Origin of the sequence: Staphylococcus sp. GDY8P57P, from assembly GCF_017892585.1 — a bacterium.
Taxonomy (GTDB): Bacteria; Bacillota; Bacilli; order Staphylococcales; family Staphylococcaceae; genus Staphylococcus; species Staphylococcus borealis.
Genome location: NZ_JAESLK010000019.1, coordinates 432,510 through 447,905 on the forward strand (window position 1 = coordinate 432,510; position 15,396 = coordinate 447,905).

Here is a 15,396-nt window from a genome sequence, read left to right on the forward strand (position 1 = left end):
TCAGTTCAGTCAGCTACTGCGAATTTGCAAAAATAGCTTCATTATATTATTTATGTCCCAGCCTCTTTGAATTATCTTTTTACTTTTTAAATACTTCTTCGACGACTTCTGTCATATCATTATGAATGACTAAATCTGCTTTTCTATCATATGGTGTTTTATCTCGATTAATGATAACTAAATGATCACCAGTAAAGTTAGAAATAAAACCAGCAGCTGGTTGTACTACAAGTGATGAACCTAATACGATGACAGTGTCAGCCTTTTGGATTTTATCAAGTGCACGAAAAACAGTTGGTTGATCCAACATTTCACCATATAAGACAATGTCTGGTCGAATAACGTCACCACATGATTCACAATATCTTAATTCATGATCCATGACATAAGATTTTGTGTATTCCTCACCACACTTAATACAATAGAATCGATTGAGTGTGCCATGAATTTCATCGATATGTTGACTTCCTGCATCTTCATGTAAGCCATCAATGTTTTGAGTGATGACACCCAAAGATTTACCTTCTTTTTCTAACTCTGCAATCCATTCATGAACAATATTAGGTTTTTTATCAGCTACAAGTAAACGCTTATGATAAAAATCAATAAAGCTTTCTTTATTATCATTAAGATGGTCAATACTTAATAAATATTCTGGAGAGTAGCCATCTTTGGATATTTCATCAAATAATCCTCCCATAGAGCGGAAATCTGGAATTCCACTTGCAACAGAAACACCAGCGCCCGTAAAGAAGACAATATGATTTGATTTATCTACAATTTCTTTTAACTTTTCAATCTTATTACTCATTCAAAACACTCCATATACACAAATTGATTCTAACTTTTGATAGAATTATTTTTAATATTACTTATATACTTATTACAACATACTATCAGATATACTTTCTAGAAATTGCTTTCTAAATATAAGATTTAAATGTAAGCGCATTGATAAAAATGTTAGAGTTCACTAGATTTATAGTATAAAATTAATATGTGCGAATTAATTTTAATAAATTCAAGTATCCAATGTATATCATTTACTTGAAAATGTGATGTGGGAAGTGAAGAGTTGAATGAATAAATACGATCGTTTAGATGAAATAACTAAACTCGTAAATCAAAGAGGCACTGTTAGAACTAATGAGATTGTAGAAGAATTAAATGTATCGGATATGACAGTAAGACGTGATTTAGCTGAACTTGAAGAAAAAGGATTACTTACCAAAATTCATGGGGGCGCAAGAAGTAATGCTATGTTTCAATTTAAAGAGAAGTCACATCAAGAGAAACACACACACAATATAGAAGAAAAACGAAACGTTGCACGAAAAGCCGTTCATTTAATCGAAGAAAACGATACGATTTTTCTTGGACCTGGTACGACAATAGAATGTTTAGCCGAAATCATGGAGTTAAAATCGCTAACAGTTATCACAAATTGTTTTCCAGTGTTTAAAATATTGTTTGAAAAAAGATCAATTGATTTTAAAGTTTATTTACTTGGTGGGGAAATGAGGGCGTTAACCGAGTCATTTGTAGGTGAAATGGCCAATGCACTGCTTAAAACAAAACGTTTTAGCAAAATGTTTTTTAGTTGTAATGGCATTAAAGATGCAGATGTTCTTACATCAACAGTTGATGAAGCGTATACCCAACAACTAGCTTTAGAACGCTCCGTAGAAAAATATTTATTGATAGATTCGTCAAAGCTAGGAAAAGAGGACTTTACTCAATTATGCAAGTTAGACGATTTAACTGCAGTTATCATTGATAAAGGCGATGATGATAACATGGAAACGTTAAGATCTTATACTGAAGTAATTGAATAACTAAAACAGCAACCTAGGCTGGGACAAAAATAATATAATGAAGCTATTTTGCAAATTCGCAGTAGCTGACTAAACTGAGAAGGCGCTTAATTCAAGCTTTTCTCAGTTCTAGTCACCCTTGCGGGGGTGGGACAACGAATTTTAAAAGAATTCTGTCCCACTCCCGGTTTTTTTATATTTTAAAAAGATAAATAAACATAAAACAAAACAATTTTGTTTAAAACAACTAATTATCAAACAATATTCAAACATTTAATGTTGATTATTTGTTTGTTTATGTTTATAATTTAAACATAAAGAGTTGAAAGCGCTTTTTCACAATTTAAAGATAAACACATATATGTGAATCAATTTATTAAAGGAGAATAATTATGACAGTTATTATTGGTTCAGATGTAGACGGTAAACGACTCAAAGAAGTAGTCAAAGCATTTTTAAAAGAGAATAATCATGAAGTATTAGATGTAACAGAAGGTAAAGATGTTGACTTTGTTGATTCAACATTAGCCGTTGCGCAAGAAGTTCAAAAGAATGATGAGAATTTAGGCATTGCAATTGATGCTTATGGCGCAGGAAGTTTCATGGTCGCTACTAAAATCAAAGGAATGGTTGCAGCAGAAGTTTCAGATGAAAGATCTGCTTATATGACACGTGGTCATAATAATGCTCGCATGATTACGATGGGTTCTGAAATTGTTGGAGATATGCTTGCTAAGCATGTTGCTAAAGAATTTGTAAATGGACACTATGACGGTGGTCGTCATCAAATACGTGTAGATATGTTAAATAAAATGTGCTAAATAGGAGGACTTTAAAATGAAAATAGCTATTGGTTGCGATCATATTGTAACAGACACAAAAATGGCAGTTTCAAAACATTTAAAAGAACAAGGACATGAAGTAATTGATGTAGGAACATATGATTTTACAAGAACACACTATCCAATTTTTGGTAAAAAAGTGGGTGAAGCTGTAACAAGCGGTGAAGCGGATTTAGGTGTATGTATTTGTGGAACAGGTGTTGGTATTAGTAACGCTGCTAACAAAGTACCAGGCGTACGTACTGCTTTAGTTCGTGATATGACAACAGCGCTTTATTCAAAAGAGGAATTAAATGCGAATGTTGTTAGTTTTGGTGGAAAAATCGTAGGTGAATTATTCATTTTTGATATTGTAGATGCTTTCATCAAAGCGGAATATAAACCAAGCGAAGAGAATAAAAAATTAATAGCTAAAATTGAGCATTTAGAAGCACATAACGATAAACAAGCTGATCCTCATTTCTTCGATGAATTTTTAGAAAAATGGGACAAAGGTGAATATCACGATTAAGGGTGACAATCTATGATTCTAACGTTAACACTAAATCCTTCGATAGATATTTCATATTCTCTAGACCATTTTAGTCTTGATACAGTGAATCGCGTTAATAACACGATAAAAACTGCTGGAGGCAAAGGTTTAAATGTAACTCGTGTTTTATCAGAATATGGGGAAGATGTGACAGCGAGTGGTTTCTTAGGTGGCAAGTTGGGCGAATTTATAGAGCAGCAATTGAACGCCAATCAAATTAATCATCACTTTTTTAAGATTAATGAAGAAACACGAAATTGTATTGCTATTCTTCATGAGGGACAACAGACTGAGATTCTTGAACAAGGACCTTCAATCACTGAGCTAGAAGCGTCAGAATTTAAAACGCATTTGGCCAAATTATTAACAAAAGCTAACGTCATTGCGATGTCTGGTAGCTTACCAAGAGGATTGAAGTCGGATTATTATGCCGATTTAATTCAGTTAGCCGAACAGCATCAGAAATTGACTATCTTAGATAGTTCAGGTCAATCTTTATTAGATGTTTTGCTAAGTGATTACAAACCAACTGTAATCAAACCTAACATCGATGAGTTGGCACAATTGTTACAAACGAAAGTAACCTCAGAAATTGAGTGTCTAAAAGATGCAGTTAATCAACCCATATTTGATGGTATAGCGTGGATTATCGTTTCGCTAGGAAGCGAAGGTGCCTTCGCCAAACATCATAACAACTACTATAAAGTAAATATTCCTCGCATAGATGTGGTGAATCCTGTTGGATCAGGTGATTCAACTGTAGCAGGTATTGCATCAGGTTTAATTCATCAAGATGAGGATGACGTACTGTTAAAAAAAGCCAATGCATTTGGAATATTAAATGCAATGGAAAGTCAAACTGGACATATTGATGTACATAAATTTGACGAAATATTCCAACAAATTGAAGTTATAGAGGTGTAATTAATGACTAAATCACAACAAAAATTAGCATCAATAGAGCAATTGAGTAATCAAGAAGGCGTTATCTCAGCTTTAGCGTTTGACCAACGTGGTGCTTTAAAAAGAATGATGGCTGAACATCAAACAGAAGAACCAACTGTTGAACAAATTGAACAACTAAAAGTATTAGTATCTGAAGAATTAACACAATATGCTTCGTCAATTTTATTAGACCCTGAATATGGTCTTCCAGCATCTGAAGCGCGTAACAAAGACTGTGGATTATTATTAGCCTACGAAAAAACAGGTTATGACGTAAATGCTAAAGGACGTTTACCAGACTGCCTAGTTGAATGGTCAGCAAAACGTTTAAAAGAACAAGGCGCTAACGCGGTTAAATTTTTACTTTACTATGATGTTGATGATTCAGAAGATATTAATATTCAAAAGAAAGCATATATTGAAAGAATCGGATCTGAGTGTGTAGCAGAAGATATCCCATTCTTCCTAGAAGTACTTACTTATGATGATCATATTCCGGATAATAAAAGTGCTGAATTCGCGAAAGTAAAACCTCGTAAAGTAAATGAAGCTATGAAATTATTTTCCGAAGAACGATTTAATGTAGATGTACTTAAAGTTGAAGTACCGGTAAATATGAACTTTGTAGAAGGATTTGCAGAAGGTGAAGTTGTTTATAGCAAAGAAGAAGCGGCGCAACATTTCCGTGATCAAGAAGCTTCAACACATTTACCATATATCTATTTAAGTGCTGGTGTTTCTGCAGAATTATTCCAAGAAACATTGAAATTTGCACATGAAGCTGGTGCGAAATTTAATGGTGTACTTTGTGGACGTGCTACTTGGTCAGGCGCAGTAAAAGTATATATCGAAGAAGGCGAAGCAGCTGCGCGTAAATGGTTACGCACTACTGGATTCAAAAATATTGATGATCTTAATAAAGTATTAGAATCAACTGCAACATCATGGAAATCAAAATAAATCATTTTAAGGGGGCACATCATAATGAATAGAGAAGAAGTGCAATTACTAGGGTTTGAAATTGTAGCATATGCTGGAGATGCACGTTCAAAATTATTAGAGGCATTAACTGCAGCTAAAAATGGTGAATTAGATAAAGCAGAGCAATTAACTGAAGAAGCAAACGAATGTATTGCAAATGCACATAAAGCGCAAACAAGTTTGTTAGCTAAGGAAGCACAAGGCGAAGATATCGCATACAGCGTTACAATGATGCACGGTCAAGACCATTTAATGACAACACTACTATTAAAAGATTTAATGAAACATCTATTAGAATTATATAGAAGAGAGAGTTGAATGCTATGAACAAATTAATTGCCTGGATTGAGAAAGGAAAACCGTTCTTTGAAAAAATATCTCGTAATATTTATTTAAGAGCTATTCGTGATGGATTTATCGCAGCAATCCCAATTATCTTATTCTCTAGTATCTTTATTTTAGTTACCTATGTTCCTAACGTGTTTGGTTTCACATGGAGTAAAACAATGGAAGGAATTCTAATGAAACCATACAACTATACGATGGGAATTGTTGGTTTTATAGTAGCAGGTACGACTGCTAAATCATTGACTGATTCGTTTAACCGGAAATTGGATAAAACAAATCAAATTAACTTTATCTCAACTATGATGGCAGCAATGTGTGGCTTTTTATTCCTAGCAGCTGATCCTGCAAAAGATGGTGGATTCTTAAGTGGATTTATGGGAACAAAAGGTTTATTAACAGCATTTCTATCAGCATTTATTACTGTGATTGTATATAACTTCTTTATCAAACGTGATATTACAATCAAAATGCCGAAAGAAGTTCCACCTAACATTTCGCAAGTGTTCAAAGATATATTTCCTTTATCAGCAGTAATCATTATTTTATATGCGTTAGATTTAATTGTGAGAGCTACTGTACATACGAATGTAGCCAATGGCGTATTAAAATTATTTGAACCATTGTTTACTGCAGCAGATGGTTGGGTTGGTGTAACTATTATCTTTGGTGCCTTTGCATTCTTCTGGTTCGTTGGTATTCACGGTCCGTCAATCGTAGAACCAGCTATAGCAGCTATCACGTATGCTAACTTAGAAGCGAACTTACATTTAATTCAAGCTGGAGAACATGCTAATAACGTTATTACACCAGGTACTCAAATGTTCGTCGTTACTATGGGGGGTACTGGTGCAACGTTAGTCGTGCCATTTATGTTTATGTGGCTAACTAAATCGAAACGAAATAAAGCGATTGGTAGAGCATCTGTAGTACCTACATTCTTTGGTGTCAATGAACCAATTTTATTTGGTGCACCATTAGTGTTAAACCCAGTGTTCTTTATTCCATTTATCTTTGCCCCAATTGCAAACGTATGGATCTTTAAGTTCTTCGTAGATGTATTAGGAATGAACAGTTTTAGTATCTTCTTACCATGGACTACACCAGGTCCATTAGGTATCGTGATGGGTACTGGTTTTGCATTTTGGTCATTTGTACTTGCTATCGTCTTAATTGTAGTAGATGTAATTATTTACTACCCATTTGTAAAAGTGTATGATGAACAAATTTTAGAAGAAGAATTAGGAAATAAAACTGCTAATAATGAGTTGCAAAACAAAGTAGCAGCAAACTTTGATACTAAAAAAGCAGATGCCATCCTAGCATCAGCTGGTGCGACTGATACAAGTCATACTCAAACAGGTCAAGATGAAGCATTCAATAAGAATGAAACGCAACAAAGTAACATCACAGAACAAACCAATGTACTTGTTCTATGTGCTGGTGGAGGAACTAGCGGTTTATTAGCTAACGCTTTAAATAAAGCAGCTGAAGACTATAATGTTCCTGTTAAAGCAGCAGCAGGCGGTTATGGTGCGCATATGGATATTATGAAAGATTATCAATTAATTATTTTAGCACCTCAAGTTGCTTCAAACTATGAAGATATTAAACAAGATACAGATCGACTAGGTATTAAATTAGCAAAAACACAGGGTGTTGAATATATTAATTTAACTCGAGATGGCAAAGCAGCATTAGACTTCGTTCAACAACAATTTGAAAAATAAATAGGAGATGAAAGTATAATGAAAAAATTACCAGAAGATTTTATATTCGGTGGTGCGACAGCGGCTTATCAAGCAGAAGGCGCGACTCACACAGATGGAAAAGGTCGTGTAGCATGGGACACTTATCTTGAAGAAAACTATTGGTATACAGCTGAACCAGCAAGTGATTTTTACAATAAATATCCTATTGATTTAGAATTAAGTGAAAAATTTGGTGTGAATGGTATTCGTATTTCGATTGCATGGTCACGTATATTCCCTGACGGATATGGTGAAGTTAATCCTAAAGGTGTAGAATACTATCATAATTTATTTAAAGAATGTCATAAAAGACATGTAGAGCCATTTGTAACATTGCATCACTTTGATACACCTGAAACATTGCACAGTGACGGTGACTTCTTAAATCGTAAGACAATCGATTATTTTGTGGCATATGCAAAATTCTGTTTTGAAGAATTTCCAGAGGTTAATTATTGGACGACATTTAATGAAATTGGACCTATTGGTGATGGCCAATATTTAGTAGGTAAATTCCCACCAGGAATTAAGTATGACTTTGCTAAAGTGTTTCAATCACACCACAACATGATGGTCGCACATGCAAAAGCTGTGAAGTTATTTAAGGATAATGGCTATAGTGGTGAAATTGGAGTCGTACACGCATTGCCAACTAAATACCCTTATGATCCAACAAACCCAGAAGATGTTAGAGCAGCTGAATTAGAAGATATCATTCACAATAAATTTATCTTAGATGCAACTTATCTTGGTAAATATTCTCGTGAAACTATGGAAGGCGTTCAACACATTTTATCTGTTAATGGTGGTAAATTAGATATACCAGAAGAAGATTATAAAGTATTGGATGCGGCCAAAGATTTAAATGATTTCTTAGGTATCAATTACTACATGAGTGATTGGATGAGAGGTTATGAAGGGGAATCTGAAATTACGCATAATGCCACAGGTGATAAAGGTGGTTCTAAATATCAACTCAAAGGTGTAGGTCAACGTGAATTTGATGTTGACGTACCCCGTACTGATTGGGACTGGATGATTTATCCAAAAGGATTATATGATCAAATCATGCGTGTAGTTAAAGATTATCCAAATTATCATAAAATCTACATTACTGAGAATGGACTTGGATACAAAGACCAATTTGATGAAGAACGTAAAACGGTAGATGATGACGCTCGTATAGATTATGTAAAAAAACATCTCGAGGTCATTTCTGATGCTATTCGTGATGGTGCCAATGTAAAAGGTTACTTCATATGGTCATTAATGGACGTCTTCTCATGGTCAAATGGTTATGAAAAACGATATGGTCTATTTTATGTCGATTTTGAAACTCAGGAACGTTATCCTAAAAAGAGTGCATATTGGTACAAAGAACTAGCGGAAAGTAAGGAAATTAAATAAGAGCAGGACAGAAATTAAAATAAATTCGTTGTTCCGCCTCAAAACTATTATATTCAATCAATTAGGGCAGAGAAAATGCTTATATCAAGCTGATCTCTGTCCTATTTCTTTATTAATAGTTTAATCCTATTACTACAATAAATTAGCAATTTATATTTAGTTCATTAACATGCGTATTTAAATTTACAAACAACTTAATTTTCATATGTATAACAATATCGTTTATACTTATAGAAAACCTATTGGAGTATGATATTATGAGCACTTTTAAAACCATTATTTTTAGTTTAATTATAAGCATATTGATATTTACGACAGTTGGTTGTCAAACAAATCGTAATCATTCATCTAAGTATCAGAATAATGATCAAAAGCAGGTTGCAACATTGTTTATGCATGGGTATGGAGGAACGAATCATTCCGAAAAATATATGGTCAATCAAGCAGTAACTAAAGGTGTGACTAAGGATGTTGTTACAGCACATGTTTCAACTAATGGAGAAGTTCAGTTTAGCGGCAATATTTCGAAGAGGTCAAACAATCCAATTATCAAAATATTATTTGAAGATAATAAAAATGGGGATGTAGCGCAAAATGCCAAAAATATTAAAAATGTACTCACTCAAATGAAAGACAAATTTCATATAGCGCATTACAATTTCGTAGCACATTCAATGGGGAATTTATCATTTGCTTACTTTATGAAATATTATGGAAATGACAATAAATTGCCTCAACTTCAAAAAGAAGTAAATATAGCTGGTACATATAATGGTGTTTTAAATTTAAATGAAAAAGTAAATGAAATATCTGTTGATAAAAATGGTAAACCTAGTAAAATGAACGCAAATTATAAAGAATTATTAGGTCTTAAAAATAGTTATAATCATAAAAATATAGAAGTGTTGAATATTTATGGTGACTTACAAGATGGTACACATTCAGATGGAAGTGTATCAAATAGTTCGTCACGCTCCTTAAAATATTTGTTAGGTGATAGTCCAAAAACGTATAGAGAATCTAAATATACAGGAAAAGAGGGAGTGAGACAGAATTCTTTTAAATTCGTCGTCTCCCCCCCGCAAGGATGACTAGAACTGAGAAAAGCTTGATTTAAGCGCCTTCTCAGTTCAGTCAGCTACTGCGAAATTGCTAGATAGCATTATTATATTATTTATGTCCCAGACTGTACATCATAATAGAGAAGTATCAGATGAAATTATAAAATTTTTGTGGGAATAAAGTGTCACAATAATAATTGTCAAATTGTAATACCAGATATGATGATTTTATTGTGAGGTGTTAGCGATGAGTTGAATTAATTCTAGTCTAGCTTCTTCTCCAAACACATGAGGCATAACCATGATTTCATCTACATGATACGTTTCAATTAATTGAGTTAATTTTATGCGTACTTCATTAGGTAGGCCACTAATAACTCGACGCTTGTTTTGTTCAATTTTTTTTAATTCACTCGAAGTATAATGACGGTGTTGCGCAGTAATAATTGATGGGTAAGATTTTGGTTGATTGAGATAATTGATACGCAAAAGCCATAAATGTAGGGCATCTAATAAATCAGCAACTTTATTAGACGTTTGAGCTGTAACTACAAATGTAGACAGAATAACATAAGGCTTCTTTGATTTTGATATGTCATTCAATTGATTGTATCGATGTCGATAATAGCTGATAAGATGATTAAGTTTATCTTGTGGTTGTCCCATATATGCAATTACAAAAGGTAACCCTTTTTGCGCAGCTAATTCTGCACTGCGTTCGCTCATTCCTAAAATAAACATATCAGGTGAGTCATCAATTTGAGGTGTTGCATATATAGACATATATCGATGCGGTTCATCATATTGGTTACTAAAGTAGTGACGCAAATCATCTATTTGATTGTCTAGAGTGGGCTTTTTGCTTTTATACTCATTAAGTGCTTCATTTACTTGCTTAAAACTTGGTGAACGACCTAAACCCATATCTATTCTGTGAGGGTGACATGCTGCCATTATTTTAAATTGTTCAGCCACTTTATAGGCACTATAATGTGGTAACATTACGCCACCACTACCAATCTTTATCGTTTGGGTATGTTCCAGTAACATCATCATTACAATTTCTGGTGCACTAGATGCGACCGAAAAAACATTATGATGTTCAGCAACCCAAAATCGTGTATAGCCTAATTTCTCAGCAGTTTGAGCTAACGTTATACTATGCTTAAATGCATCGTGGGCATTGCTATTTTCAAAAATTGGAACATAATCTAAAATGCTTAATTTCAATTGTAAATATGCCCCTTTCAACAGTAATAATAAGTTAGAGAAATTGTATTAGTATTGTAAAATGAAGCCATCTATATTGCTATCTATTTGTTTATAATATTATACTTAGTTAAAACATTAGCATAGTTAAAGGTGGCGTTAAATCAATGAAAGTAATTGGATTTGAACAACCATTTCATTTATCAGAAGGCAATTTATTTAAAACGTACGCGTTAGATATTCCAAAACCAAAGGCACATGAATTATTAGTTAAAATACAATCTATCAGTGTTAATCCAGTAGATACGAAACAACGTTTGACGGAGGTATCAAAAGTACCTCGTGTATTAGGTTTTGACGCAGTCGGTTATGTTGAATCTGTTGGAAGCGACGTTCGTATGTTTGAGGAAGGTGACATTGTATATTATTCTGGCTCACCCGATCAAAATGGATCAAACGCAACATATCAAATCATTGATGAAAGATTAGTTGCTAAGGCGCCTCAAAACATTAGCTTCGAGCAAGCTGCAAGTTTACCATTGACTGGTATAACTGCATCCGAGACATTGTTTGATGTATTTGGCATTTCACATAACCCTGAAGATAATAAAGGGAAATCATTATTAATCATAAATGGGGCAGGAGGTGTAGGTAGTATTGCGACGCAAATTGCTAAGGCTTATGGTCTACACGTTATAACGACTGCATCACGTGACGAAACCATTCATTGGACTAAGGACATGGGTGCTGACATTGTCCTGAATCACAAAGAAGATTTAGTTAAGCAATTTAAAGCGCAAGGCATTGAATTAGTAGATTACGTCTTCTGTACATTTGATACAGATATGTATTATGACATAATGATTGAATTAGTGAAGCCAAGAGGTCATATTGCAACGATAGTAGCATTTCAAAATAAACAAGATTTAAATGCTTTGAAACCTAAAAGTTTAACTTTCTCACATGAATTTATGTTTGCAAGACCATTGAATCAAACGGATGATATGATTAGACATCATGAATACTTAGAAGATATTACTAAGAAAATTGAGCAACATGTATATAAACCAACTACAACGAGAGTAATAGAGGGCTTAACGGCTGAAAATCTGTATCAAGCACATCAAATATTAGAATCAAACTCAATGATTGGTAAATTAGTTATTCGTTTAACGCAATAGCTTTAATATAAAATAATTAAATAGTAATAGAAATATGAATAATTGGCGTTTATTCCTGTTGAAAAAGGCAATAGGTATAAACGTCATTTTATTTTGACCAAAATTGAATAAACAATATTTGTTGAAAGGAGTATATGATGCGAAAAAAGTCGATTAGTTTAGTGTTTTGGACAGCATTAGCTATTTGTACACTATTTGTTATATACGGTGCTGTTTTTCCTAAACAATTAGAGATAGGGACCCAAAACATTACTACATTTATAGCGAGGCATTTCTCATGGTACTACTTATTGCTAGTTTTACTTATATTCTTTGTCTGCGTCTATTTATTATTTTCAAGATATGCATCGATTACACTTGGTGAAGAAGGTGAAGATCCTGAATTTTCTCTTCCATCATGGTTTGCTATGTTATTTAGTGCTGGTATGGGCATTGGATTGGTATTTTGGACTACTGCTGAACCGATCAGTCATGCGTTTACGTTAACGCCTATACATAAAACAGGTAGTCAGACGGCTATTAATGATGCCTTTCAATTTGCATTCTTCCATTGGGGTGTACATGCATGGGCTGTATATGGAATTGTGGCTTTAGTCTTTGCATACTTTAGTTTCCATAAAGGATATCCTGGCTTAGTAAGTGCAACATTAGTCCCTATATTTGGTGAAAAATCTATGAAGGGACCTTTAGGTGGCGCAATTGATGTGTTAGCTGTTATTGCAACAGTTACTGGCGTTGCAGCAACACTTGGATTTGGAGCGCTTCAAATCAATGAAGGTTTAAATTTCCTGTTTAATATCCCTAATAATTTTGGCACTCAGGTTATATTAATTATTATTGCGACAGCTTTGTTTACTTGGTCAGCGTGGTCTGGTATAGACAAAGGAATTAAAACACTTAGCAACGTTAATATGCTATTAGCATTTATTGTATTAATAGGATTATTTATAGTGGGGCCAACGCTTTATATCCTAAACACATTTACAAATGGATTAGGTAATTATATCTTTAATTTCTTTAATATGAGTTTACGTATTCCAATGAATGGTGGAGAAAAATTCCAATGGCTTCAAAACTGGACTATTTTCTATTGGGCCTGGTGGGTATCATGGGCACCCTTCGTCGGTATCTTTATAGCAAGAGTTTCAAGAGGGCGTACGATTAAAGAATTTATTCTCGGTGTATTATTTGTTCCAGCACTTGTATGTTTCTTTTTCTTTGCAGTTTTCGGCGCATCAGCGGTGTATTTACAAGATAAAGGTATTGCTAATATTGCAAAAGAAGCAACAGAAACAGCAACCTTTGCTACTTTAGAACATTATCCACTAGGATTTATTTTAAGTATTGTCACTATAGTCGTTATTATGATTTTCTTTGTGACATCAGCAGATTCAGCAACGTATGTATTAGGCATGTTAAGTTCAAAAGGTGATATTAATCCAGCTTCATTTGTCAAAGTAAGTTGGGGCATAATACTAGCATTATTTGCCATGATTATGATTTATACCGGTGGTACGCAAGCAATTCAAAACTTACTTATTATAGCAGCTTTACCATTTTCAGTTGTCATAATATTAATGATTTGGTCATTATTTAAATCGTTAAGTATAGATCATCCAAGAACGTCTAATAAATTTCCAAATATATTACAGTATAAAACGTCGAAGCAAAAAGATACAAAAAAATAAGAATGAAATATATGTTTTCACTGTGCTAAATTTGGGAATACTCTTTGTAGAAAGTAAAAAATTAATAAATATTTAAATAATTATATTAATAATTTTGAATTAATGTTTTGAATAATATTTATAGGGTATTAATTCGTATACAATAATTCAACAATAACTTAGGAGGTGCGTACGAGGTGAAAAGACTAAAAAACTTTATCCTCGGCCTATTAATAGTTGCTATTGTTGGATTCCTATTGTTTATGTACATAAAAGATAGTCGAATAACAAAATATCAAGACTACTTCCTACAATTCAATTGGTTCCAACCACTATTAATTGGTTTGGCTGCATTACTTATATTGATAGGCTTAATATTAGTATTCAGTATATTTAAACCAACATATAGAAAACCAGGATTATACAAAGATTATGATGATGGTCATATTTATGTATCTCGTAAAGCAGTCGAAAAATCAGCTTACGATACAATAACTAAATACGATCAAGTAAGACAACCTAATGTCGTTGCGAAACTTTATAATAAGAAAAATAATTCTTACATCGATATTAAGGCTGATTTCTTAGTACCTAATGATGTACAAGTTAAGTCTTTAACTGAAAGTATTCGTTCAGACATTAAACATAATGTTGAGCATTTTACTGAATTACCAGTTAGAAAACTTGAAGTGAATGTCAGAGATCAAAAAACAGCTGGCCAACGCGTTCTGTAAGGGAGGGATAACATGGCTGATAATAATAATCAAAATGGACAAGATGGAAGTCAACAAATCATTGACTTTATTAAATCTTACAAATGGCGAATCATTGGTTTCTTTGCATTTTTAATTATAGCAATCTTATTCCTAACTTTAGGATTTTGGAAAACAATTTTAGTTATCGTATTATGTTTAATCGGAATCGGTGTTGGGTATATTAAAGACCGTACACAGGATTTCATGAATTTCTTAAATAGATGGAGTTAACCAATTTATTTGAGAACACAGTATTAAAAAATTAAAAAATAATATATAGATAAAAGGAGAATGTAATATGTCAGTAGAAAACAATAATAATAAAGCTAAACAAGCGTATAACAATCAAACAGGAGTTAATGAAAAAGAAAGAGAAGAACAACAAAAACAAGCAGAACAATACAGACAACAAAATGAACAACAACAATTTGAAAACAAATTAACATTTTCAGATGAAGTTGTTGAAAAAATCGCAGGCATCGCAGCTCGTGAAGTTAAAGGTATCTTAGATATGAAAGGCGGTTTCGCTGATAGCTTCACAAATGCATTTTCAAGTGGTAACAACGTAACAACAGGTGTTTCTGTTGAAGTTGGCGAAAAACAAGCAGCAATTGACTTAAAAGTAATTTTAGAATATGGTGAATCTGCACCAAAAATCTTCCGTAAAGTTACTGACTTAGTTAAAGAACAAGTTAAATACATCACTGGCTTAGAAGTAGTAGAAGTGAACATGCAAGTAGATGATGTGATGACTAAAAAAGAATGGCAACAAAAAAACGAAAAAAATAATAACAACAACAATAACAATTCTGAAAGATCAGGATTACAATAAGTATAAATTTAACCCTTTAGGTTGTGTTTACAGCCTAAAGGGTTTTTTGTATCAATTTTATTTGTTCAAATAAT

The 15,396-nt window shown here is 33.1% G+C and carries 16 protein-coding genes; 14 read left to right on the forward strand and 2 right to left on the reverse strand.

The features are described from left to right. Nucleotides 1-79: 79 nt before the first annotated feature. Nucleotides 80-811, reverse strand: a complete 732-nt coding sequence (locus KA878_RS09050) for an NAD-dependent protein deacylase (RefSeq protein WP_193839070.1) — start codon at nucleotides 809-811, stop codon at nucleotides 80-82. 268 nt (nucleotides 812-1,079) lie between these two features. Here KA878_RS09050 and KA878_RS09055 point away from each other — a divergent pair, with 268 nt between their 5' ends. From KA878_RS09055 to KA878_RS09095, 9 genes are all read left to right on the forward strand, one after another. After that, complete coding sequence (locus KA878_RS09055; protein ID WP_193839071.1) at nucleotides 1,080-1,835, forward strand: DeoR/GlpR family DNA-binding transcription regulator; 756 nt, start codon at nucleotides 1,080-1,082, stop codon at nucleotides 1,833-1,835. Between the two features lie 371 nt (nucleotides 1,836-2,206). Then, the gene (gene lacA / locus KA878_RS09060; protein WP_053028543.1) at nucleotides 2,207-2,635 is read left to right on the forward strand and encodes a galactose-6-phosphate isomerase subunit LacA; all 429 of its coding nucleotides are present in this window, start codon (nucleotides 2,207-2,209) and stop codon (nucleotides 2,633-2,635) included. Nucleotides 2,636-2,651: 16 nt separating this feature from the next. Beyond that, complete coding sequence (lacB, locus tag KA878_RS09065) at nucleotides 2,652-3,167, forward strand: galactose-6-phosphate isomerase subunit LacB (protein ID WP_053028542.1); 516 nt, start codon at nucleotides 2,652-2,654, stop codon at nucleotides 3,165-3,167. 12 nt (nucleotides 3,168-3,179) lie between these two features. Next, on the forward strand, nucleotides 3,180-4,112 hold the full coding sequence (locus tag KA878_RS09070; protein ID WP_107628932.1) for a tagatose-6-phosphate kinase: 933 nt from the start codon (nucleotides 3,180-3,182) through the stop codon (nucleotides 4,110-4,112). Between the two features lie 3 nt (nucleotides 4,113-4,115). Next, entirely contained in the window at nucleotides 4,116-5,093 is a 978-nt protein-coding gene (lacD, locus tag KA878_RS09075) for a tagatose-bisphosphate aldolase (protein ID WP_075108922.1), read from the forward strand. 24 nt (nucleotides 5,094-5,117) lie between these two features. Beyond that, the gene (locus tag KA878_RS09080; RefSeq protein ID WP_037536047.1) at nucleotides 5,118-5,432 is read left to right on the forward strand and encodes a PTS lactose/cellobiose transporter subunit IIA; all 315 of its coding nucleotides are present in this window, start codon (nucleotides 5,118-5,120) and stop codon (nucleotides 5,430-5,432) included. Nucleotides 5,433-5,437: 5 nt separating this feature from the next. Continuing rightward, entirely contained in the window at nucleotides 5,438-7,189 is a 1,752-nt protein-coding gene (locus KA878_RS09085; protein ID WP_075108927.1) for a lactose-specific PTS transporter subunit EIIC, read from the forward strand. 15 nt (nucleotides 7,190-7,204) lie between these two features. After that, entirely contained in the window at nucleotides 7,205-8,617 is a 1,413-nt protein-coding gene (lacG, locus tag KA878_RS09090) for a 6-phospho-beta-galactosidase (protein WP_193839958.1), read from the forward strand. A gap of 257 nt (nucleotides 8,618-8,874) precedes the next feature. Beyond that, a complete protein-coding gene (locus tag KA878_RS09095; RefSeq protein WP_193839072.1) occupies nucleotides 8,875-9,708 on the forward strand; it encodes an alpha/beta hydrolase in 834 nt (277 codons plus the stop codon). Between the two features lie 198 nt (nucleotides 9,709-9,906). Here KA878_RS09095 and KA878_RS09100 read toward each other — a convergent pair whose 3' ends face one another. After that, entirely contained in the window at nucleotides 9,907-10,908 is a 1,002-nt protein-coding gene (locus KA878_RS09100) for an LLM class flavin-dependent oxidoreductase (RefSeq protein WP_193839073.1), read from the reverse strand. A gap of 146 nt (nucleotides 10,909-11,054) precedes the next feature. On the opposite strand from KA878_RS09100, the gene KA878_RS09105 reads away from it, so the two are divergent. From KA878_RS09105 to KA878_RS09125, 5 genes are all read left to right on the forward strand, one after another. Then, on the forward strand, nucleotides 11,055-12,068 hold the full coding sequence (locus KA878_RS09105; RefSeq protein ID WP_193839074.1) for a zinc-binding alcohol dehydrogenase family protein: 1,014 nt from the start codon (nucleotides 11,055-11,057) through the stop codon (nucleotides 12,066-12,068). Between the two features lie 137 nt (nucleotides 12,069-12,205). Then, nucleotides 12,206-13,756: a BCCT family transporter gene (locus KA878_RS09110; RefSeq protein WP_193839075.1), complete on the forward strand. Its 1,551-nt coding sequence runs from the start codon at nucleotides 12,206-12,208 to the stop codon at nucleotides 13,754-13,756. 176 nt (nucleotides 13,757-13,932) lie between these two features. Further along, nucleotides 13,933-14,469 (forward strand): alkaline shock response membrane anchor protein AmaP, encoded by a 537-nt coding sequence (gene amaP, locus KA878_RS09115; protein ID WP_193839076.1) that lies wholly within the window; start codon nucleotides 13,933-13,935, stop codon nucleotides 14,467-14,469. A 12-nt stretch (nucleotides 14,470-14,481) separates the two neighbouring features. Next, nucleotides 14,482-14,721: a DUF2273 domain-containing protein gene (locus KA878_RS09120; protein ID WP_053028532.1), complete on the forward strand. Its 240-nt coding sequence runs from the start codon at nucleotides 14,482-14,484 to the stop codon at nucleotides 14,719-14,721. Between the two features lie 67 nt (nucleotides 14,722-14,788). Then, nucleotides 14,789-15,322 carry an Asp23/Gls24 family envelope stress response protein gene (locus tag KA878_RS09125; RefSeq protein WP_075108915.1) on the forward strand — a complete coding sequence of 178 codons (534 nt, stop codon included), beginning with the start codon at nucleotides 14,789-14,791 and terminating at the stop codon, nucleotides 15,320-15,322. Nucleotides 15,323-15,396: the final 74 nt, after the last annotated feature.

Coding starts and splice junctions, on each gene's coding strand:
- KA878_RS09050 (WP_193839070.1), bottom strand. CDS start 811: ATGAGTAATAAGATTGAAAAGTTAAAAGAAATTGTAGATAAATCAAAT.
- KA878_RS09055 (WP_193839071.1), top strand. CDS start 1,080: ATGAATAAATACGATCGTTTAGATGAAATAACTAAACTCGTAAATCAA.
- lacA (WP_053028543.1), top strand. CDS start 2,207: ATGACAGTTATTATTGGTTCAGATGTAGACGGTAAACGACTCAAAGAA.
- lacB (WP_053028542.1), top strand. CDS start 2,652: ATGAAAATAGCTATTGGTTGCGATCATATTGTAACAGACACAAAAATG.
- KA878_RS09070 (WP_107628932.1), top strand. CDS start 3,180: ATGATTCTAACGTTAACACTAAATCCTTCGATAGATATTTCATATTCT.
- lacD (WP_075108922.1), top strand. CDS start 4,116: ATGACTAAATCACAACAAAAATTAGCATCAATAGAGCAATTGAGTAAT.
- KA878_RS09080 (WP_037536047.1), top strand. CDS start 5,118: ATGAATAGAGAAGAAGTGCAATTACTAGGGTTTGAAATTGTAGCATAT.
- KA878_RS09085 (WP_075108927.1), top strand. CDS start 5,438: ATGAACAAATTAATTGCCTGGATTGAGAAAGGAAAACCGTTCTTTGAA.
- KA878_RS09095 (WP_193839072.1), top strand. CDS start 8,875: ATGAGCACTTTTAAAACCATTATTTTTAGTTTAATTATAAGCATATTG.
- KA878_RS09105 (WP_193839074.1), top strand. CDS start 11,055: ATGAAAGTAATTGGATTTGAACAACCATTTCATTTATCAGAAGGCAAT.
- KA878_RS09110 (WP_193839075.1), top strand. CDS start 12,206: ATGCGAAAAAAGTCGATTAGTTTAGTGTTTTGGACAGCATTAGCTATT.
- KA878_RS09120 (WP_053028532.1), top strand. CDS start 14,482: ATGGCTGATAATAATAATCAAAATGGACAAGATGGAAGTCAACAAATC.
- KA878_RS09125 (WP_075108915.1), top strand. CDS start 14,789: ATGTCAGTAGAAAACAATAATAATAAAGCTAAACAAGCGTATAACAAT.